The organism is Pararhizobium sp. PWRC1-1, assembly GCF_049897905.1.
GTDB lineage: Bacteria > Pseudomonadota > Alphaproteobacteria > Rhizobiales > Rhizobiaceae > Pararhizobium.
This window is the reverse complement of the sequence record NZ_JAFCXE010000014.1, coordinates 90,542-108,586: the sequence shown is the minus strand read 5'-3', so window position 1 is coordinate 108,586 and position 18,045 is coordinate 90,542. Positions and strand designations below refer to the sequence as shown.

The following is an 18,045-nucleotide window of genomic DNA, read 5'->3' as shown; positions in this document are numbered from 1 at the left end:
AGGAAACCAATATGCGAAAGACGATCCATCGACTGCAAATCCTGGCTTTGCATGGCGTACTCTTACTGTGCATTTTGTCTGCCGGCATTGGCCTTGCAACAGCCGGTCAGGCCCACCTGGTGCTTGATGCAAACACGGGCAAAGTGCTGGCCGCGGAAAACGCGAATGTGCTCAACCATCCGGCGTCGCTGACAAAGATGATGACACTGTATCTGACCTTTGAGGCGCTGCATGCGGGACGTCTCCGATGGGATCAGACGATTGTGATGTCGCGGAATGGCGCAGCAACTGAGCCGTTCAAGCTCGGGCTCGCCGCCGGCAAGACGCTGACCGTGAAGGAAGCGGTCTACGCCATGGCGATCCGCTCGGCCAATGATGCGGCCGAAGCGATGGGCGATCATCTTGCGGGATCAGAAAGGGCATTTGGCACGATGATGACGCAAAAAGCGCGGGCGCTGGGGATGCAGCGCACGGTCTTCCGCAACGGTTCAGGCCTGCCGGATAAACGCCAGGTCACCACGGCGCGCGAAATGGCCATCCTCGCCGTCGCGCTGATGAGAGACTTTCCCAAGGAATATCGCATTTTCGCGCAACGTTCCTTTACGTTTCGCGGCCGGGTCATTCAGGGACATAACCGGATGATGGACCGCTATCCCGGCGTCGATGGCATCAAAACCGGCTTCGTCAATGCGTCGGGTTTCAACAGCGTCAACGCCTATAATACCGGTGGGCGCCGGGTGGTCGGCGTGGTGCTTGGCGGAAAGTCGCCCCGCAGTCGTGACGATACTATGGCAGCACTCTTCGACCGGCATATCGCCGTCGCGAGTATCAAGGCGAGAGCGGCAGATTCAGGAGCAGGATCGGCCCTTCCTGTCCCGGCAATGCAGCCGCAGTTTGACAGCAAAGGCGGCGAAATCGAGGTGGCGTCTCTAGACAATGGCCCGGCCCCTAGGCTAACCAAACCATCTACGACGTGGATAGTTCAGATTTCAGCAAGCAACACAAAAGTGGCCGCCGTCAAACTACTCGCCCAGGCAAAGAAAGTTGTGCATGTTGGCTTGCCTGAACTCGGCGTTTCAATCACACGTATCGAAGGTCAATCCGCCGGCCTTTATCGCGCTAGGCTAACCGGGTTTCTCAGCCGAGAGAGCGCCGTCTCTGGATGCCAGTTGCTCAGAGATAGACGCTTCGAATGCTTTGTGGTGCCAACGACAAATCCCGTGGTGGGCAAATGACGATCATCGGAGGCATGTTGATCGGCTTGTCGGCCGTCATGCTGCTTCTCGTTAACGGTCGTATCGCCGGGATCAGCGGAATCGTTGCGCGTCTTGCCCAAGGAGGAGGGATCGCAACGAACCTTGCCTTCGTCGTCGGTCTGCTCCTCGGTCCGGTTGTCTACCTATACAGCTTCGGGCAGTGGCCGACTGTCGAGATTTCTGCTGGCTGGCCGCTGATCATCGGCGCGGGCCTGCTTGTCGGTTTCGGATCACGGATGGGGTCTGGATGTACGAGCGGACATGGCGTGCTCGGGCTCGCCCGGCTTTCACCCCGGTCGATAGCGGCCGTCGCAACATTTCTAACCGCCGGCGTCGTTGCCGTGACGGTTCTGAGGGGAATCGGACAATGAACCCCCAAATCCTTCAGACGGCTGCCGCGCTAACATCCGGTCTAGTGTTCGGCTTCGGCCTTTCGCTCTCCGGCATGCTGAACCCGGCCCGGGTGCAGGGTTTCCTCGACATTTTCGGGGTCTGGGATCCCAGCCTTGCCTTCGTTCTCGGCGGAGCGGTTATCATAGCGTTCGTCGGCGTCCGCGTCATGTACCGAATGGATCGTCCCTTCTCGATGGATCCTTCCATGTCCCGAAGAACAAAAAGGTCGACCCGCCGCTCCTTATCGGTTCGGCTCTGTTTGGCGTTGGTTGGGGCTTCGGTGGTTTCTGCCCCGGCCCGGCGGTTGCGTCCTTGTCGGTCGGCCTCGGTGAATCCTTGGTCTTTGTAATAGGCATGATCGTCGGCATGACGCTGCACGACCGTGTGGGCAGCATCGTCGGTTTCATGCTGGTCTACGCGTTGGTTTTCCATTCGGTCAACATCTCGAACAGTTCGTTCGAGGCATCGCCCTCAAGGCGCGCCTTCCAACCGATCGGTTTTGATGGCTGCTGATAGCCCGGCCTGTTCAAATTGCCGATCTCTTCGCAAGAGGGTGTTCCCGGTGCTCAAAGCCTGCGGGCGGAGGGACGGCTACATGCTGACAGAAAGCCACGCCTGCCAACCATCAGTATGGCAACCCGACATAATTCTCCGCCAGCGCTGTCGCTGCCGCACGGGAATGGGTGAGATAATCGAGTTCGGCTTCCTGGATTTTCTGGTCGAAAGCGCGGGTATCGGGAAAGCGGTGCAGCATCGTCGTCATCCACCAGGAAAAACGCACCGCCTTCCAGACGCGGGAGAGCGCGCGGGTGGAATAGGCATCGATACCGGCCAGCGAACGTTCCTGATAATATTCGCAGAGGCCCGCGTAGAGGTAGTGGACATCGCTGGCCGCCAGATTGAGACCCTTGGCGCCCGTCGGCGGCACGATATGGGCCGAGTCTCCAACCATGAAGAGAGTGCCGAACCGCATCGGTTCGGCCACGAATGAGCGCAGCGGCGCGATCGACTTTTCGAAGGAGAGGCCTGTCGCCAGGGCCCCGGCGTGATGGGCAGGCAAACGCCGCCGCAACTCATCCCAGAAGCGGTCGTCGCTCCAGTCCTCGATCTTTTCGTCGAGCGCACATTGCAGGTAATAGCGGCTGCGGGTTGCCGAGCGCATCGAGCAGAGCGCAAAGCCGCGCGGATGGTTGGCATAGATCAGTTCGTGGCTGACCGGCGGCACATCGGCAAGCAGCCCGAGCCAGCCGAACGGGTAGACTTTCTCGAATGTGGTGATTGCCTGTTCCGGCACGGCCTTGCGGCTGACGCCGTGAAACCCGTCGCAGCCGGCGATGAAATCGCAGTCGATGCGATGAGTGACGCCGTTGGTCTCATAGGTGACGTAGGGCGAGTGGCCATCGAAGTCATGCGGCCAGACGTTTGAAGCATTGTAGATCGTCGTCGCGCCGATCGCTTCGCGATGCTCCATCAGGTCGCGCGTCAGGTCCGTCTGGCCGTAGATCATCACGCCCTTGCCGCCGGTCAGATCCTTGAGATCGATCCGGTGGTCGCGTCCGTCGAATGCGAGGGAGAAGCCGTCATGGGGCAAGCCCTCGGCATGCATCCGCGCTCCCGCGCCGGCCGCTTCCATCAATCCAACGGTGCCCTGTTCGAGTACGCCTGCACGCACCCGCCCGAGGATGTAGTCTTTCCTTACCCGGTCCAGGATAACGGCCTCGATCCCGGCCCTGGCAAGCAATTGCCCGAGCAGCAATCCGGACGGTCCTGAACCGATGATGACGACCTGCGTGCGCATCTCTTCCTCCCGAAGCTTTGCATTGCTTCAGTTGTGACACCGGCGCCTGCTTCTCTCCATGGACATCGCCGCCAAGAAATTGCACAAATCGAACATGAGAACCCAAAGAAAACCAATGCGCTCGATCCCTACCTACGACCTGTACGGCGAAAAAGCCGGAGATTCTCCCGCTTTCTGGCTGCATTGTGAAACAATTCCATCGCGCAGCAGTTTGCATCACTGGGAGATCGGGCTGCACCGCCACGAACAGTTCTTTCAAATTCTGTACATCGAAACCGGCTCCGGCGATGCCATCTTCGGCGACGAGGTCCATCCGATTGTCACGCCTGCCGTCATCACTGTTCCGCCCTTTGCGCGCCATGGCTTTCGCTTTTCGAAGGATATCGACGGTTATGTCTTCACCATATCGGCTTCGCACCTGAAGACGATGCCGGGGGATCCCAGCCAGCTTGGGGAATGGCTTGCCACCCCCCAGCTGACAGCCTTGCCTCAGGGGGATGAGGACGGCCGCTACATCGCCAAGACCCTGCACCGGCTGGCGGCGGAAACGGCTGCAAGGCGAACCGGACCGGCGGATCTTTGCGAGGCTTATCTAACTGCGGTGCTGCGGCTCACCGCGCGCATTTCTGCTGGCGGTGACGACGAGGGTGGCACGACCGAAAATGAGCGCCGTCTGAACAGGCTGACCGGCCTAATCCATCAGCATTTCCGTTCGCACAAACCATCGACGTTCTATGCAAGCGAGCTCGGGCTGTCGCCGACCCATCTCAACCGCATCGTCAAGCAGCATAATGGCCGTAATACCCAGATGCTGATCAATGGGAAGCTGATCGACGAAGCCCAACGGGAATTGCTGTTCACACAGATCCCGGTGCAGGAAATCGGTTACCGGCTGGGGTTTTCGGATCCGGCGTATTTCTCGCGCTTTTTCCAGACGCAAACGGGGCTCTCACCCCGTCAATGGCGACTGGCGCAGGACAGGAAGCGCTGAACGCATGATCAGGCTCCAAAGGCGCAGCGATGTGGTCCCGTGCGGGCCGCCAGCCCTTTCTTCCACTCGTCCAAGTTATGAATGTGACGTCTGCCGACCATCAAGCTGGACGCCAGAGCGCATCGATTTCTCGATGCCGCATCCAATGCGGGATGGCGGGGGTGTTCTTAATTGCCTGGCGCCTCCGGTAACGAAGTGATTGTTCAAAAATCCCGGCATTCTGTTTTAGTGGATTTACATGTTTCCAAGCGGGGGTGAATAGATTGTCAAGAATTCTCCGGATAGAAATCGGCGCAATACGTGTGCAGCAATTTTCTACCGTGTTTAATCGCATCGGACATTTTTCCGGGGGATACCATGACCAAGGCCGCATTGACACTTCAGACCGTGAACACGCCGGCGGTGCTGGTTGATCTCGATATTGCCCGCCGCAACATCGACCGGTTTCAGGCCTATGCTGATGCACACGGCATGAAAGTTCGCCCGCATATCAAGACGCACAAGCTTCCGGCCATCGCAGAGATGCAGCTGAGGGCAGGGGCAATCGGCGTCACCTGCCAGAAGGTGTCCGAGGCCGAGGCGATGGTGGCCGGGAGCCCGCAGATCCGCGACGTGCTGATCACCTACAATATCCTTGGTGCCTCAAAGCTGGATCACCTCGCCGGCCTGGCGCGTAAGGTGACGCTCAGCGTTGTCGCCGACAATGAAATGGTCATCGACGGACTGTCGTCGAAATTCGTCTCGCAACCCACACCCTTGAGCGTTCTGGTCGAATGCAATACCGGCGCCGATCGTTGCGGAGTGCCAACCCCCGAGGCTGCCGCAGCCCTCTCACAGCGGATCGCTGTGGCGCCAGGCCTCGTCTTCGGCGGCCTGATGACCTACCCGCCGGCAGATGGAGCGGCGGCCGTCGAAGCCTTCATGACGCGTGCAAAAGCCTTGATCGAGGCTGCTGGCATCGCCGTTCCCGTCATTACTTCCGGCGGCACGCCATCGATGATGACCGCGGCCGAGGCACCCGTCGCCACCGAATACCGCCCCGGAACCTATGTCTATAACGATCGATCGCTGGTCTCGCGCGGTGTTTGCAGCTGGGATGACTGCGCGCTTACGGTGCTTGCAACCGTCGTTTCGGTACCATCACCCAACCGCGCCATCATCGATGCCGGTTCCAAGACATTGACCTCCGATTTGCTTGGCCTTTCCGGCTATGGCCATGTGCTCGGCCGTGATGATATCGCTATCGACCAACTCTCAGAGGAACATGGCCGTCTCGTCAGCCAGATGCCGATCAATCTCAAGGTCGGCGATAGGCTGCGCATCGTGCCCAATCACGCCTGCGTCGTTACCAACATGGTGGACGCCGTCACGATTGTCGAACAGGGCGAAATCTCAGCCGTCTGGCCGGTCGCGGCACGTGGAAGGATCGTTTGACAGGTGCCGAGCGCTCGCCGCTCGGCGGGTCTCTCCACAGCTGCCTTAGAGCGGATAGTCCTACAGCAGATGCGAGGCGCCGAGCTCGAACCGAACGATAAAGCGATCCTGACCGTCGAGAAAATGCACTTTGCCGCCATGAAGCTCTGCGGCCTTCTGCGCGAGATCCAAGCCAAGACCGGCTCCCGGTGATTGCAGGTTGAGGCGGTGGAAAGGTTCGAGCACGCGGAGACGTTTCCCGTCATGAACAGAATTGCTCTGACGGTTCCCATTTTGCCCACGGAGATTCCAGAGACATTACGCGAGCAGTTTTCCCTCGTTTCTCACCGAGCAACCACGGTGGACTTGCGTGTGTGCAAAGAGACGGGCTTCCCCGCTGCCGGGATCCCCGCTGCGTTTCGGGCAACCGCCGGGGCAACTATCCTCGCGTCCGCAGCGCCGCGGTTATCGGCAACCTCGTTGCCGCGATGGCGGGGAGTGCACCGCCGAGGATTCCGATAGCGAGGCCCAATAGACCGCTTGTCGCCAGGACATCGCCGGTAACCGTCAACTGGAAGGCCATGCGTGCGTTGTTGGCGCCGATCGTACTGGCTTGCCAACCGTTGAAGACGAGCCACGATGCGGCAAGGCCCAGGATGACGCCTATTGCGGCAAGCATCATGGCCTCGAGCCATGTTCCGATAAAGGCCGACAGGCGGCTGAAACCAAGCGCGCGGACGGTGGCGATCTCGACCGTCCGGTCGGAGACGGCACTCATCATCGTGTTGAGTGCCCCTGCCGTGGCGCCTATTGCCATGAGCAGTGCGATCGGCCAACCGAACAACCGGATAAGGCTGGCAGTTCGCCCTGACTGGGCAGCGTAAAGGCCAGCTTCGGAAAGGGCGGTCAAAGGTGTTCCCGCAATCGTGGACAGACTGCCCTGCAACCGATTGAGAGAGTCTCGACGGGTCAACCGCAACCGAAGGCTCTGTACCTGACCTTGCCGGTTAAAAGGCCGCGCGAACGGCATCCAAATCGCCCCAGAGCTCTGATTCAAAGGCGCTGCCATGTGCTGAGAAATGTCCCACAACCGCCCAGTCGACCGCGCCGAGGCGGACGGTATCGCCGACCGACAAACCAAACTCGCGGGCAAGACGATCGCCAACCACGATCTCGCGGGAGCCTGGTATGAAAAACCGCCCCTGAGACAGGGTTATACCGTCACGGATCGACGGACCTGCCGCTTCCATGCCGCGCAATGCCAGCGTCCGGGGTAAGCTGTCCGGTCCTTGCCTGATATCGACGGGTACGACAATTTCGCGCGAGGAGACGAGGTCACCGGCAGTGTCGCGGGCGGAACCGATATCTCCGGTGGTGGCGTCTATGGTGCGCAAGACGGAGGCTGGGATGTCGGAGCCTAGCTCCTGGTTGGTCCCGCCACCGAGCACGACCGCGACCAAGGGAGATCCGGCACTTTCTAGCGCTGTTTCGAAGCCTTTCGCCATTGCTAGAAATCCTGCGAGGACACAAACCACAAGGGCGACCGACAGGGCCATCGAGGCCGAAATGGCGACACGGCGCTGTAGGCTGAAGAGATTGGCACGTATCATCACGCGTATTTGCTGGAGTTGAGAGAGCATGGACATTACCTCGATCTGAAAGCGTTGATGATGGGCGTGCGGATCGCATGGAGGGCCGGTAAAGCACCGGTGACAAAGCCAACGGCCACGAGGATCCCGAGCGCCTTGGCAAGTACGAGCGGAGAGAAGACCAGTCCCAGGGTTGGACCGGCAAAGACGGTCGCGAGTTTGGCGAGCGCTAGGCCGCAACCGCCACCGATGGCAAAGACGAACAGGGTCTCGCTAAGGATCAGCGTCATGATCCGCATCTGCGAGAAGCCGAGTGTCTTCAATACGCCGATCTCGAACAGGCGCTCGCGCACCGCAAAAACCATCGTGTTGATGACGATCATCAACAGGGTGACGAATGCCGCACTGGTGACGAGATTTACGATCATGCCGATATCTGCATATTGGCGCAGGAACGCTTCAAGGAACTGCTTTTCCGATTGCGTTCGCGTGGGGGCCGCCGAGTTGGCAAACAGCTGATCGATGCGGGCAGCGAGTTCCCCCGGCACAACTCCGGCTCGTGGGCGGACAATGAAGGCATCGACGGTATCTTTTCCCCGTACCCGCTCAGCGTTTACATAGTCGTAGCGGGCGATCATGAAGTAGGTGTCGGTTGCGGCATTCTCGCCCTCGAAGATGCCGGCAATCTTGAAGCGCCAGTCGCGGCTTCCATCCTTCTTTGCAGTGTCGAAGGTGGTGACGGATATGCGCTGACCGGCCGTCCACCCTTGCGCGTCTGCCAGCGCCCGGCCAACTAGAACGTTTTCACGCGCCTGTCCGATTGCATGAATGAGATCCGACGTCAGCCCCAGCTCCTTGCCGTTGACGGCCATCAGAAGGGCTGGATCACCAGCGCTCACGGCAACAACATTTTTTTCCAAATCCACGAAACCACGCATCCGGCTCATATAGCCAACAGCCGCGACATCGGGTTCGGCCGCAATCCGCGGAATCGCGGCGATGGCCAGAGGCAGTGTTCGCCCGCCAGCGCTCATGACGCCGAGCAAATCGTCGCTCGCGCCGGCCGCCCCTTGCGCACCGGCAAGGAAGCTTGCCGTTAGCCCATAGGTCAGGAAGGCGACCGTTATGCTGACGATGAGCAGCACTGTCCGTAGCGGCTTTCGCCATGCATTCTTTCTGGCAAGATCAAGGAAGGTCATCAGGCGGCCCTTTTTTCTTCGATGAAGTCGCCCTTGTCGAGATGCAGCGTCCGTTTGGCATGGAGTGCTGCCTGTGGGTCATGCGTCACCATGACGATCGTCTTTTCCAGCTGACGGTTGAGGAAGCGCAACATTTCGAGAATCTCGTCGGCGGACTTGCGATCGAGATCGCCGGTCGGCTCGTCGCAGAGAAGCAGGCCTGGATCGGAAACGATGGCCCGGGCGATACCGACCCGCTGCTGCTGGCCTCCGGACATGACGCCGGGATATTGTTTTTCCCTGCCGGAAAGCCCGACCAGATCGAGGGCCCTTTCAACCCGGATGCGCCGTTCCCTGCGTGACAGGGGTTTCAGCAGCAGTGGCAGTTCGACATTCTCCGCGGCGGTCAGCATCGGCAGCAGATTGTAGAACTGGAAGACGATGCCCATATGGTGCGCCCGCCAGGAGGACCGTGCAGCTTCGCCCATCTGATCGAGATGACTTGCGCCGATGCGCAGGCTTCCGGTATCGGGCCGGTCGATGCCGGCCAGCATGTTGAGCAATGTCGATTTGCCGGATCCGGATGGTCCCATGACGGCGACAAAATCGCCGCGGTGGATAGAGAGATCGAGCCCGGAAAAGATCGGGATCGCCAGACCGCCAATGCGGTAGGCCTTGCTGATTCCCGTGAGCGCTATGTAGGGCTCCTGAGCGATATGTTGGGTCATTGCGTGTTGCCTCCAATGGGGTTGGTCTGGTCGATGAGAGGGATGCGGATACGGACGGCCATGTTCGGCCGGATACCGGAGGGGGGCGCGGCAAGGGACAGGCGCAGGGCAACGGTCCCTTTTTCCGCAGTGATGACGGGTGCCAGACGCAGGATCGTGACGGCGAAGGGCCGACCAGGGAACCCGTCGAGGATCGCCTCGCCCTGAAGTCCGGGCTGGAGCAGGGCAATGCTGGTTTCGGCGATATCGGCGTCTATCACCATGCTCGCCGTATCGGTGATCGTCATCAGGCTTTGGCCTTCGCGCACGCTGTCGATACGCGCCAGCACGGTATCGCCGGCATGGGCTTCAAGTCGCGTCACGGTGCCGGCAAAGGGTGCACGAACGGTCAGTTCCGCGACCGGTTCTTCGGCGATACGGATGGCGAGATCAGCGCGTTCAAGGTCCTGCCTGGCTTGCGCAAGCGCGTTTAAGGCGCGGTCCGCGAGCGTGCGCGCTTCTTCGAGCGCCTGATCGGATGTGGCATCCCTGGCCGCTAACGTCTGTGAGCGGTGAAGAGAGGCGCGGGCCTGTGCAAGATCGATGGCCCGGCCCGCAAGGACCAGTTCCGCTCCAGTTTTTCCTGCTTTCGCCTGATCGAGCGCGAAGCGGGCGCCGGCATCCTCAAGTGTCGCCAGGACCTGGTTCTTTTCGACGCGATCACCGGCATCCACCAGGATTTTGGTGATCCTGCCTTCATATTTGGAGAAGACGGTCGTCACGCGTGGAGCGACCACAAAACCGGAGCCTGTCAGTTCGCGAACTGCTGTGATGGGATTTCGCGGAGTGTTTTGCTCCTCATTCCCTGCGTCTTGATGCGCACCGACCTCTATGGACGATGAAACGCTGTCTGCAGGATTGGGCAGAGTGGAAATGGTGGCCTGAATGGTGTGGGTCGTTTCCGCCTGAGAGAGGACAACGCCACCGATGGCAGCCAAGGCCAGTGCTGAGAGGCAGCCGGGAAAGATAAGCCGCCGGAGCGGCCGGTTCTGCGGCTTCGTGTTGTCAGGAGCAGGCTCGAAAGACAGAGACTTCAGGGTCTCGGCGAGCTTGCGATCGTGTTCGGTGCGAATGTCGGGATGTGTGTTCATGCAACCAGCATGAGTGGCTGGAGCGGAAACGAGACCTCAAACGCGTTTGCGGCCGTACTCGATCGCGATTGAGGTCGGTTTTGCGTTGCGTTCGCGCCATTCGAGAGGCGTCATGTCGGTGACACGGCGAAATTCGCGGTTGAAGTTGGATTTTGTCTGGAAGCCAACCTCGAACATGATTTCCGTCACGGGCCGTTCGGTTGTCACCAGCTGGCTGCAGGCCTCGGCGATCCGGTGCTCGTTGACATATTGCGAGACGTTCTTGCCCGTCGCGCGGTTGATCGCCGTTGAAATCTGCCGCGCGGGGATGCCGAGTTTGCGGGCTAGCCGGTCAAGATTGAGGTCCGCATCGCGATAGACGCGTTTTGTTTCCATCAATGCCTGGATGTCAGCCATCGTCTCTTTGTCTTCGGCCAGTTGCGGCTTCAGGTCGGCATCGGGCGTGCCCATGGGGCTATGGCTTCGGCTGGCGGCTGCGGCAGCGATCGACAGCACGGCCAGTGCCGCGAGATTTCCGGTCGTGATCACCGGCCGGGTATATTCGCCGTGCGTCCACGCAAGGTCGAGAGCAATAAGTGTATCGACAGATGCCGAAAGGAGCAGCGCAAATGCGGCAAAGAGAATAGCGCGATAAGCCGGCGCTGCGCCATCGAAGGGGGCAAGGCGCAGGGCATCTGTCCCGGCTTGCATCAAGCGCAGGATCGCCACCGCATAACCGACGAAAATTAGCACCAGTATCGCATCGATGGCGTCCCGCCAAACGGCAACCAGCATGACAATGACAAGCGATGGGATCGCGTGCAGCCCAATCTGCATGCGCAAGGACATGCTGCTTTCCCGCACGAGCCCCGCAACGCCGGTGTAGGCGAGCGGCGGCACGGCGGCCGCGAGGACCGGCATGATATACATCACGCTTTCAACGGCATAACCCCAACGCAGACCGGAGAGCAGCGACTGAAAGGCACTGAGCAGGATAAGTGCGAGGAATGGCACATTTGGCGGCGCGCCTTCATCTCGCTTGAGAACGATAACGAACAAAACGACCAGTAGCACGGCGACGACGAAGGGGAGGGGGACAAACAGCATCAAGGGCCCGTGTTGAAAATGGCAATGTCGATAGTCCGGGCCATCATGGTGCAACGGATATCATTGCGCGACCTTGATCGTGTTTCAGGTCCACAAATATTGTGCAAATGGGCCGGGGCATTGCGTAGCTGGTCTGCCTGTCAGCCACCGGCTCGCAGGCGCTTCCGATTTTTCTCAGGCCAGTTTTCCAGCCATGGCCCGAGCGGCGGCGTAAATTTTTGCGATCACTGCCGTGGTTAGGCTACTGTTTCCTTAGTCTATTTTTCATGGATAACAATGCTCGCACTATCACCGATGGTGGGAATGCGGGATTTCCACGTTACGGATGTGAGGACATGATGAGACCGCCTCCAAACCATGAAGGACCAATTGGAAGCAAAGCTGGACCTTGATGATGCCGGATTTTCGGGAAGCGGTGGCATGGATTACCGGGCGCGCCGTGATCTGCGCGACCGAATATCCGAAATTTCGGAAGAGATATTCGCCCTCGAACAGCGCCCTCGCTGTTTTCAGAGCTGAAGGCGGTCCAAGGCGGAGAAGATCAGATGATACCCACATTGATCCTGCCCCGTTTGAATGGATCCGATGACGGACATTGGCAGCGTTTCTGGCTCAAGGACGACGTAAGAAGTCGGCTGGTCGAGCAGGACGACTGGCAATTTCCCCGGATTGAGGCATGGATGAAACGGCTTGAGGAGGTCCTGGCTCAAGAAGGGCCGGCCTACATTGTTGCCCACAGTCTTGGCTGTTTACTGGCCGCGAAATGCGCGGACACTCCTTCGGCATCGTTGATCAAGGGAGCCTTGCTCGTCGCCCCTTGCGATCTCACCACCACGGAAAAGCTTCACCCAGGGGCAATCCATTTCGGTCGGATGCCGACCCGTGCTCTACCGTTTCCAACCATCACGGTCGGAAGTCTGAACGATATCTATATGCCTCTCGAAAGCCTGTCATTCTACAGTGCCTTGTGGAAGACTCAGACAAAAGACCTTGGATATGCAGGGCATATCAATATCGACAGCGGCTTTGGACGATGGAAGGGGGGATATGGACTGCTCTCTCTCCTGAGAAGGAAAGTCAGTGCCAACCGGCGCGCCACTCCCACCTATTCTCAAGGCGATGAGGCCGCAGATGGATCAACAGGCTTTGGTAAGCTCCATTGAGAAAGTTACTTGCTCATTTGCTCGACATGGGGTCCGAGAAGCGGCTGGCGCCGATGGGCTCGGGCGTGTCATGGTGCCGACCGACAGCGCCGACGCTCTGACCCGCAAGCGTTATCTTGACTATGCGGCTGGGCGTCACGAGCGCACTCTAACGCCGCAGGGCGAGCGGCGTACGCTCTACGCAGGCGATCTAGTAGGCTGCGCGGAGCAGATTCTTGAGCAGCTGTTTTCCGATCCAATTCTGCCGCTTGTCAGCGAACTCAGGCTAGAGCTTCCCTACGAGTTCGAAGACCAGGAATACCGGCAGATTCTCCATGATTTCTTTACGCTCATCGCGCCGCAACTCGGCTGACAAGGGATGTGGGCAGACAGCTTCGAACGGCATGAGTGAGAGTATCTCTCGCTCAATTTTACTCTAAATGTTCACAGGAATGACAGGCAGTGACTAAAATCGTTGAATACCTTTTCTCCATCGGCTCGCCTTGGTCCTACATCGGCTTTGATCCCTTCGTTGAAATCGCTGCGAAGAACGGCGTCGAAATCCGGCCATATCTGACAACGGTGGTTGAGGAGAATGGCGGGATATTTTCACGAAACCGCCCCGAGGTTCGGCGCAGCTATTGGGTACGGGATCTGAAAAGGTGGGCGCGTCTGCGCGGCAAGGAACTGATCCTCGATAACCGCCCAGAGTTGAGTGACCCGGCCCCGGCGTCGCTCATGGTCATTGCCGCCTATCTTGATGGCAAGGATTGGATCGGCCTGACTATCTGGCCTGCCACGAAGCCCTGAGTTGGAGATTTCTTTCGTCGGGGAGAGGCCGTGCATTTTCCGCATAGCTGCGTTGCAGCAAAGTCTATTTAATGTGCGGAGAGAAAGGGTATCTTGGTTTCATCGAAGCGATGCACCTCCTCCCGCACAGCTTCGATTTCAGACGGCCCACTCCTCCTCCCAAGGGACGTCTGTCGGAACAGCGGCACTCCTCCTCCCAGCTGCTGTTCGGTTTTTTTCGGAAAGCCTGCCGCACCTCCTCCCGCGGCAGGCTTTTTCGTTTTGCGGACTTGCTGATCAGAGCCCGAGAGCTAGCTGCGGTTCTTGCCCGCTCTCTTCGGTGTCGAGCGACGAAAGGGTGATCCCGAGGAGCGGCACCGGACGTTTGAACGCGAACACAGAGGCGAGCCGTTGCCGACTGCGAGACGGTGTTAGAAGCCTGGAAAGACGAATTACGGCCGGAGACGCCAATCACGGTACCCTAGGGCTCACGGCCTTCAATTATGAAGCCGCGATATCTCGCGCCCCGGAAGCGGTGTGCGGCTGCCGCCTGATATTCGGCACTTCCATACCAAAAGCGAGCTGCCGCCATGTCGGGAAACTCCAGGATGACGGCCCCCTGAATTGAAGACCTTCCAGCGTCTCAAGCGGGAGGATCTTACGAAAGGCAGCGGTTGCCGGCATCTGAACTGGCGTTAAAGCCCGCTGGAATCGATCACGTTCTGGCGGCCGGCGCCCCCATGTCACTGCTGACGGCCTGGCAGTTTCTAGTGGACCTCGGCCATGACGCCGCAAACCCGTTCCTGTCGTTCCGCCATGTACCGATCGCCCTCGATGGGAAATCGGTTTTGGTGAATGGCGCTGGAGGCGGCGTCGGACATCTGGCGGTTCAGGTGGCGAAGTGGAAAGGGGCGCGCGTGATCGCTGTCGCATCCGGCAAGCATGAGGCTGCTGCGTGAGTTGGGCGCAGACGCGTTCATCGATTACACCAGGACGGCTGCTGAAACGGTTGCAGAGGAGGTGGCCTTGTCGTCGATGCTGTGGGTGGTGCGAACATGGACGCTGGTTGACGGTCCTGTAGTAGGGCGGTGCACTGTATCTCGTCAATTCTCTCGGCTTTTCTGGCCATGAAGAAGCGGCAAGAGGCGGGATCACGGTGTCATCGACACAGGTTCGCTCCAGCGGCACGCAACTGGCCGAGGGTAGTCGCTTGCGGGAAAACGGCACCCTTCGCATCATCGTGGATAGCACCGATCCGTTGGCAGACGCCGCGATCGCCCACCGGCGCGCTTCTCGCGGGAACGTCCAAGGCAAAATCGTGCTTGTCGCTGCGTGATAAACACGGCCGATATCGAGCCAACCTTGGATCGGGGCCAATTGCGTAAGGAATCATGCCGCAGGCGCTGACCCTGATCAGAACCTCGCCCGGTGCCACGGAAGGCACCGGCACGTCGCGGCAGAGAGACCAGTTTGTCGAGGCCGCCGTGACCCATCAGGCGCACGGCGGCCATCGTTTCAGGAACAGCAACCATCCGATCCTCCCTTAGCGGCCGAGAACGGACTCGATTGCGCCGCCCGCTGCCTTTACGATGATGTCGGCTTCGACGCGGGTGAGGCAGAGCGGTGGGGCAAAGCCGAGGATATCGCCCTGTGGCATGGCACGCCCAATGACGCCGCGCTCAAGCAGGGCGGCGGAGACCTGTGGGCCGATCTTCTTCGATGCGTCGAAGAACGTGCAGTCATCCTTGTCCTCGACGAATTCGACCGCTGCCATCAGCCCGTCGCCGCGCACGTCGCCGACGTTCTTGTGGCCGCCCACGGCCTTGGCGAGCTCGGCGCGGAAATAGGCACCGGTATAGCCGGCATTCTCGACAAGACGGAGTTCATCGACCAGTTCGAGGTTGGCGATACGGGCAAAGAGCGACAAGATCGACGGCGAGGCGCTGGTGCGTGCGCTAGAAGAGGATCGCCGGCGCATCTCGCGCGAGCGCACGGCGTTGACCAACGAGCGCGTGAGCCATCCATCTTCGTCGCAACCGGACGAGCACTGCTGAACATCGCAAACTGCGAAATGCCGCCATGCACACGTAGCGTCAAATCACCCTGTCGACTGCGGAATAAATGGGCTCCATCGTGGCCATCCTATGCCACACCCAAGTTAAGGCGACGCTACCCGTCATCCGGATGTGATTTTGTCGAGATATGTCTTGTTGGAACCATTCCATTCCAAGCTCGGAGATCAACATGAGTGACACCAACACGAACCATCTGTCCTGGGACGAATGGGACGAATTACACAATCCGCCGCCGGCCCTGACCGATTTCGATCGTGTCGTCGAACGCGCCTTATCGCGTCGTGGGTTTCTGGGCGTCCTGGCCATGGGCTCGGCCGCCGTCGCCATGGGTTCGGTCGGCAACCTGATGAGCTCGACTCCAGCCCAGGCACAGGAAGCCGCATCGCGCTTCCCGTTCAAGCCGATCGCCATTGCCACCGACACCACCGTCCACGTGCCGGAAGGCTACAGCTGGAAGCCGCTCGCAAAGTGGGGCCAGCCACTGTTTTCCAACGTCGCCGACATCGATCCAGCCAACGGCGTGTCGCTCGAAGCCTCTGACAAGGTTTTTGGCGAGAACACCGACGGAATGGAACTCTTCGTGATCGGCAATCTCCAGGTGATCGCCGTCAACCATGAATATGTGAACAACGAGACCAACCTGCCCAACAACGAAAAGGGCATGCCGAAGAGCCTCGAGGACGTAAAGATCCTGCAGAACATGCAGGGCGTGACCGTCATGGAAGTAACCGAAGGCAGCGACGGTTGGAAAATCGTCGTCAATAGCCCCTTCAACCGTCGCATCCATCATAACACACCGATGAAACTTTCGGGCCCGGCGGTCGGCTCCAGCCTCGTTAAGACGGCTGCCGATCCGAACGGTGTCGACTGTCTCGGGACGTTCAACAACTGCGGCGCCGGCAAGACCCCTTGGGGCACCTACCTCACCTGCGAAGAGAACTTCAACGGCTACTTCGGCTCGACGGACACGAACTTCAAGATGCCGGACGACTTCAAGCGCTATGGTATCGTCGCCGAGACCCGCTACGGCTATGAGCAGTTCGACGAGCGTTTCGACGTATCGAAGAATCCGAACGAACCGCGCCGCGCCGGTTATGTCGTCGAGGTCGATCCGACGGACTCGTCCTCTACGCCGATCAAGCGCACCGCGCTCGGCCGCATCAAGCATGAAAACGCCGCCGTAGTGATTGCCCGCGACGGTCGCGTAGTCGTCTATATGGGCGACGACGAGCGTGGCGAATTTCTTTACAAGTATATTTCCAACGGCATCTATGTGCCGGGTGGCGACACCTCGAAGCTGCTCGACGAAGGCACGCTCTACGTCGCCAAGTTTTCCGACGAAGGCACCGGCGAATGGCTGGCTCTGACACCGGAAACCACTGGCATGAAGGCGGACGAAATCGCCGTCTTCACCCGCCAGGCCGCCTCGAAGGTTGGCGCTACCACCATGGACCGCCCGGAATGGGTCGCGGTCAACCCGGTCGCCATCGAAGCCTATTGCGCACTGACCAACAACAGCCATCGCGGCGTCCTCAAAGACGGCAAGATGCGCACCAATGCCGGCGGCGACGTCATGGAACTCAGTGCCGTCAACCCGCGCGAAAGCAACGAGTTCGGCCAGATCGTGCGATGGTATCCGGAAAACGACGACCATGCCGACGACAAGTTCAAGTGGGACCTATTCGTCATGGCCGGCAACCCGGGCGTCCACAAGGACGACGCGTATGCCGGTTCGTCCAACATCAATGCCGGCAACATGTTCAACTCGCCGGACGGTATGATGTTCGATTCGACCGGTCTCCTTTGGATCCAGACGGACGGCGAGGATTCGAACGAGGGCGATTTCGTTGGTCAGGGCAACAACCAGATGCTCGCCGGCGATCCGGCAACCGGCCGCATCGAGCGCTTCCTCACCGGTCCAAAGGGCGGTGAAGTGACCGGCATGACCTGGTCCGGCGACAAGCGGACGATGTTCGTCGGCATCCAGCACCCCAGCGCGCCCTTCCCGGACGGCGAAGGCAAGCTGCCGCGTTCGACGATCGTTGCCGTCAAGCGTGACGATAACGCGCTTGTTGGTTAGTAAATAGGTGTCTCGATAACGGGGGCGCCGACATCAGCGCCTTCGGGCTGCTGACAACCCGTCGATTTTTTCGACGGGTTGTCACGGGATACATTCAACCGGGGTTGCAGTAATAATCGATCAGCTTCACTAACCAGAAATCACATCGAAAGTTTGGTCAGTAAAAACGCGCGCGTTTGTCGAACCGCAACCGCTAGCCTTTGGATGAATTCGTAAAGGAAAGTCTGCTGTGCAACCGGATTTCAGATGATTGGCAACGTAGTGGTCGATGGTTCTAAACTCATCAGGAGCTTGGAGTGATAGAGCGCTTCCAGACCGAGCGGACATTCTGTTATCGTCCAGAGCTTAGGCTGCTTTCCGCCTTCATTTTGGTCATTCACACCACCCGCGAGCGCTA

Annotated in this window: 13 protein-coding genes and 10 pseudogenes; 12 read left to right on the top strand and 11 right to left on the bottom strand. The window is 59.4% G+C overall.

The window, feature by feature from the left end; translation table 11 throughout:
- Window positions 1–11 precede the first annotated feature (11 nt).
- From ACP7E0_RS21070 to ACP7E0_RS21060, 3 genes and pseudogenes are all read left to right on the top strand, one after another.
- The gene (locus ACP7E0_RS21070; protein ID WP_426127493.1) at window positions 12–1,235 is read left to right on the top strand and encodes a D-alanyl-D-alanine carboxypeptidase; all 1,224 of its coding nucleotides are present in this window, start codon (window positions 12–14) and stop codon (window positions 1,233–1,235) included.
- Window positions 1,232–1,627 (top strand): YeeE/YedE family protein, encoded by a 396-nt coding sequence (locus ACP7E0_RS21065; RefSeq protein ID WP_426127492.1) that lies wholly within the window; start codon window positions 1,232–1,234, stop codon window positions 1,625–1,627. The genes ACP7E0_RS21070 and ACP7E0_RS21065 overlap by 4 nt, the downstream gene beginning before the upstream one ends.
- Window positions 1,624–2,162 (top strand): annotated as a pseudogene (locus ACP7E0_RS21060) (DUF6691 family protein). The gene ACP7E0_RS21065 and the pseudogene ACP7E0_RS21060 overlap by 4 nt, the downstream one beginning before the upstream one ends.
- A 112-nt stretch (window positions 2,163–2,274) precedes the next feature.
- Here the strand turns inward: ACP7E0_RS21060 and pobA are convergent.
- A complete protein-coding gene (gene pobA, locus ACP7E0_RS21055) occupies window positions 2,275–3,447 on the bottom strand; it encodes a 4-hydroxybenzoate 3-monooxygenase (protein ID WP_426127490.1) in 1,173 nt (390 codons plus the stop codon).
- Window positions 3,448–3,505: 58 nt separating this feature from the next.
- Here pobA and ACP7E0_RS21050 point away from each other — a divergent pair, with 58 nt between their 5' ends.
- Together ACP7E0_RS21050 and ACP7E0_RS21045 are read left to right on the top strand one after the other, a co-directional pair.
- Window positions 3,506–4,438: a helix-turn-helix domain-containing protein gene (locus ACP7E0_RS21050; protein WP_426127488.1), complete on the top strand. Its 933-nt coding sequence runs from the start codon at window positions 3,506–3,508 to the stop codon at window positions 4,436–4,438.
- Window positions 4,439–4,795: 357 nt separating this feature from the next.
- Complete coding sequence (locus ACP7E0_RS21045) at window positions 4,796–5,872, top strand: D-TA family PLP-dependent enzyme (protein WP_426127486.1); 1,077 nt, start codon at window positions 4,796–4,798, stop codon at window positions 5,870–5,872.
- Between the two features lie 60 nt (window positions 5,873–5,932).
- On the opposite strand, the pseudogene ACP7E0_RS21040 reads toward ACP7E0_RS21045, so the two are convergent.
- From ACP7E0_RS21040 to ACP7E0_RS21015, 6 genes and pseudogenes are all read right to left on the bottom strand, one after another.
- Window positions 5,933–6,109 (bottom strand): annotated as a pseudogene (locus tag ACP7E0_RS21040) (sensor histidine kinase); the annotation flags it as partial.
- 181 nt (window positions 6,110–6,290) lie between these two features.
- Window positions 6,291–7,491, bottom strand: a pseudogene (locus tag ACP7E0_RS21035) (ABC transporter permease).
- A gap of 5 nt (window positions 7,492–7,496) precedes the next feature.
- Window positions 7,497–8,639, bottom strand: coding sequence for an ABC transporter permease (locus ACP7E0_RS21030; RefSeq protein WP_426127484.1), 1,143 nt, complete (start codon window positions 8,637–8,639; stop codon window positions 7,497–7,499).
- Window positions 8,639–9,346: an ABC transporter ATP-binding protein gene (locus ACP7E0_RS21025; RefSeq protein WP_426127482.1), complete on the bottom strand. Its 708-nt coding sequence runs from the start codon at window positions 9,344–9,346 to the stop codon at window positions 8,639–8,641. Before ACP7E0_RS21025 ends, ACP7E0_RS21030 begins: the two co-directional genes overlap by 1 nt.
- Window positions 9,343–10,476: an efflux RND transporter periplasmic adaptor subunit gene (locus ACP7E0_RS21020; protein ID WP_426127481.1), complete on the bottom strand. Its 1,134-nt coding sequence runs from the start codon at window positions 10,474–10,476 to the stop codon at window positions 9,343–9,345. The genes ACP7E0_RS21025 and ACP7E0_RS21020 overlap by 4 nt, the downstream gene beginning before the upstream one ends.
- Window positions 10,477–10,512: 36 nt before the next feature.
- Window positions 10,513–11,562 carry a helix-turn-helix domain-containing protein gene (locus tag ACP7E0_RS21015; RefSeq protein WP_426127479.1) on the bottom strand — a complete coding sequence of 350 codons (1,050 nt, stop codon included), beginning with the start codon at window positions 11,560–11,562 and terminating at the stop codon, window positions 10,513–10,515.
- A 369-nt stretch (window positions 11,563–11,931) separates the two neighbouring features.
- On the opposite strand from ACP7E0_RS21015, the gene ACP7E0_RS21010 reads away from it, so the two are divergent.
- From ACP7E0_RS21010 to ACP7E0_RS20995, 4 genes and pseudogenes are all read left to right on the top strand, one after another.
- Window positions 11,932–12,081: a hypothetical protein gene (locus ACP7E0_RS21010; protein ID WP_426127477.1), complete on the top strand. Its 150-nt coding sequence runs from the start codon at window positions 11,932–11,934 to the stop codon at window positions 12,079–12,081.
- Between the two features lie 26 nt (window positions 12,082–12,107).
- Window positions 12,108–12,725, top strand: a complete 618-nt coding sequence (locus ACP7E0_RS21005; RefSeq protein ID WP_426127476.1) for an alpha/beta hydrolase — start codon at window positions 12,108–12,110, stop codon at window positions 12,723–12,725.
- A 55-nt stretch (window positions 12,726–12,780) separates the two neighbouring features.
- Window positions 12,781–13,077: pseudogene (locus tag ACP7E0_RS21000) on the top strand (LLM class flavin-dependent oxidoreductase); the annotation flags it as partial.
- 89 nt (window positions 13,078–13,166) lie between these two features.
- Window positions 13,167–13,487 (top strand): annotated as a pseudogene (locus ACP7E0_RS20995) (2-hydroxychromene-2-carboxylate isomerase); the annotation flags it as partial.
- A 303-nt stretch (window positions 13,488–13,790) separates the two neighbouring features.
- Here ACP7E0_RS20995 and ACP7E0_RS20990 read toward each other — a convergent pair.
- Together ACP7E0_RS20990 and ACP7E0_RS20985 are read right to left on the bottom strand one after the other, a co-directional pair.
- Window positions 13,791–13,901 (bottom strand): annotated as a pseudogene (locus tag ACP7E0_RS20990) (DNA polymerase IV); the annotation flags it as partial.
- Window positions 13,902–13,974: 73 nt separating this feature from the next.
- Window positions 13,975–14,118, bottom strand: a complete 144-nt coding sequence (locus ACP7E0_RS20985) for a DUF1330 domain-containing protein (RefSeq protein WP_426127664.1) — start codon at window positions 14,116–14,118, stop codon at window positions 13,975–13,977.
- Between the two features lie 49 nt (window positions 14,119–14,167).
- Between ACP7E0_RS20985 and ACP7E0_RS20980 the strand changes: the two are divergent.
- A pseudogene (locus ACP7E0_RS20980) lies at window positions 14,168–14,829 on the top strand (NADP-dependent oxidoreductase); the annotation flags it as partial.
- Window positions 14,830–14,883: 54 nt separating this feature from the next.
- On the opposite strand, the pseudogene ACP7E0_RS20975 reads toward ACP7E0_RS20980, so the two are convergent.
- Window positions 14,884–15,025 (bottom strand): annotated as a pseudogene (locus ACP7E0_RS20975) (Zn-dependent oxidoreductase); the annotation flags it as partial.
- Window positions 15,026–15,036: 11 nt separating this feature from the next.
- Window positions 15,037–15,408: pseudogene (locus ACP7E0_RS20970) on the bottom strand (aminotransferase class III-fold pyridoxal phosphate-dependent enzyme); the annotation flags it as partial.
- Between ACP7E0_RS20970 and ACP7E0_RS20965 the strand changes: the two are divergent.
- Both ACP7E0_RS20965 and ACP7E0_RS20960 read left to right on the top strand, forming a co-directional pair.
- A pseudogene (locus ACP7E0_RS20965) lies at window positions 15,374–15,514 on the top strand (IS110 family transposase); the annotation flags it as partial. The pseudogenes ACP7E0_RS20970 and ACP7E0_RS20965 sit on opposite strands and share 35 nt — an antisense overlap.
- 223 nt (window positions 15,515–15,737) lie before the next feature.
- A complete protein-coding gene (locus tag ACP7E0_RS20960) occupies window positions 15,738–17,648 on the top strand; it encodes a PhoX family protein (RefSeq protein WP_426127474.1) in 1,911 nt (636 codons plus the stop codon).
- The last annotated feature ends 397 nt before the right edge of the window (window positions 17,649–18,045 follow it).

Bases quoted from the DNA above. Each gene is read 5' to 3' on its own strand.
- ACP7E0_RS21045 (WP_426127486.1), top strand. From the start codon at position 4,796: ATGACCAAGGCCGCATTGACACTTCAGACCGTGAACACGCCGGCGGTG.
- ACP7E0_RS21030 (WP_426127484.1), bottom strand. From the start codon at position 8,639: ATGACCTTCCTTGATCTTGCCAGAAAGAATGCATGGCGAAAGCCGCTA.
- ACP7E0_RS21020 (WP_426127481.1), bottom strand. From the start codon at position 10,476: ATGAACACACATCCCGACATTCGCACCGAACACGATCGCAAGCTCGCC.
- pobA (WP_426127490.1), bottom strand. From the start codon at position 3,447: ATGCGCACGCAGGTCGTCATCATCGGTTCAGGACCGTCCGGATTGCTG.
- ACP7E0_RS21005 (WP_426127476.1), top strand. From the start codon at position 12,108: ATGATACCCACATTGATCCTGCCCCGTTTGAATGGATCCGATGACGGA.
- ACP7E0_RS21050 (WP_426127488.1), top strand. From the start codon at position 3,506: ATGGACATCGCCGCCAAGAAATTGCACAAATCGAACATGAGAACCCAA.
- ACP7E0_RS21070 (WP_426127493.1), top strand. From the start codon at position 12: ATGCGAAAGACGATCCATCGACTGCAAATCCTGGCTTTGCATGGCGTA.
- ACP7E0_RS21065 (WP_426127492.1), top strand. From the start codon at position 1,232: ATGACGATCATCGGAGGCATGTTGATCGGCTTGTCGGCCGTCATGCTG.
- ACP7E0_RS21025 (WP_426127482.1), bottom strand. From the start codon at position 9,346: ATGACCCAACATATCGCTCAGGAGCCCTACATAGCGCTCACGGGAATC.
- ACP7E0_RS20960 (WP_426127474.1), top strand. From the start codon at position 15,738: ATGAGTGACACCAACACGAACCATCTGTCCTGGGACGAATGGGACGAA.
- ACP7E0_RS21015 (WP_426127479.1), bottom strand. From the start codon at position 11,562: ATGCTGTTTGTCCCCCTCCCCTTCGTCGTCGCCGTGCTACTGGTCGTT.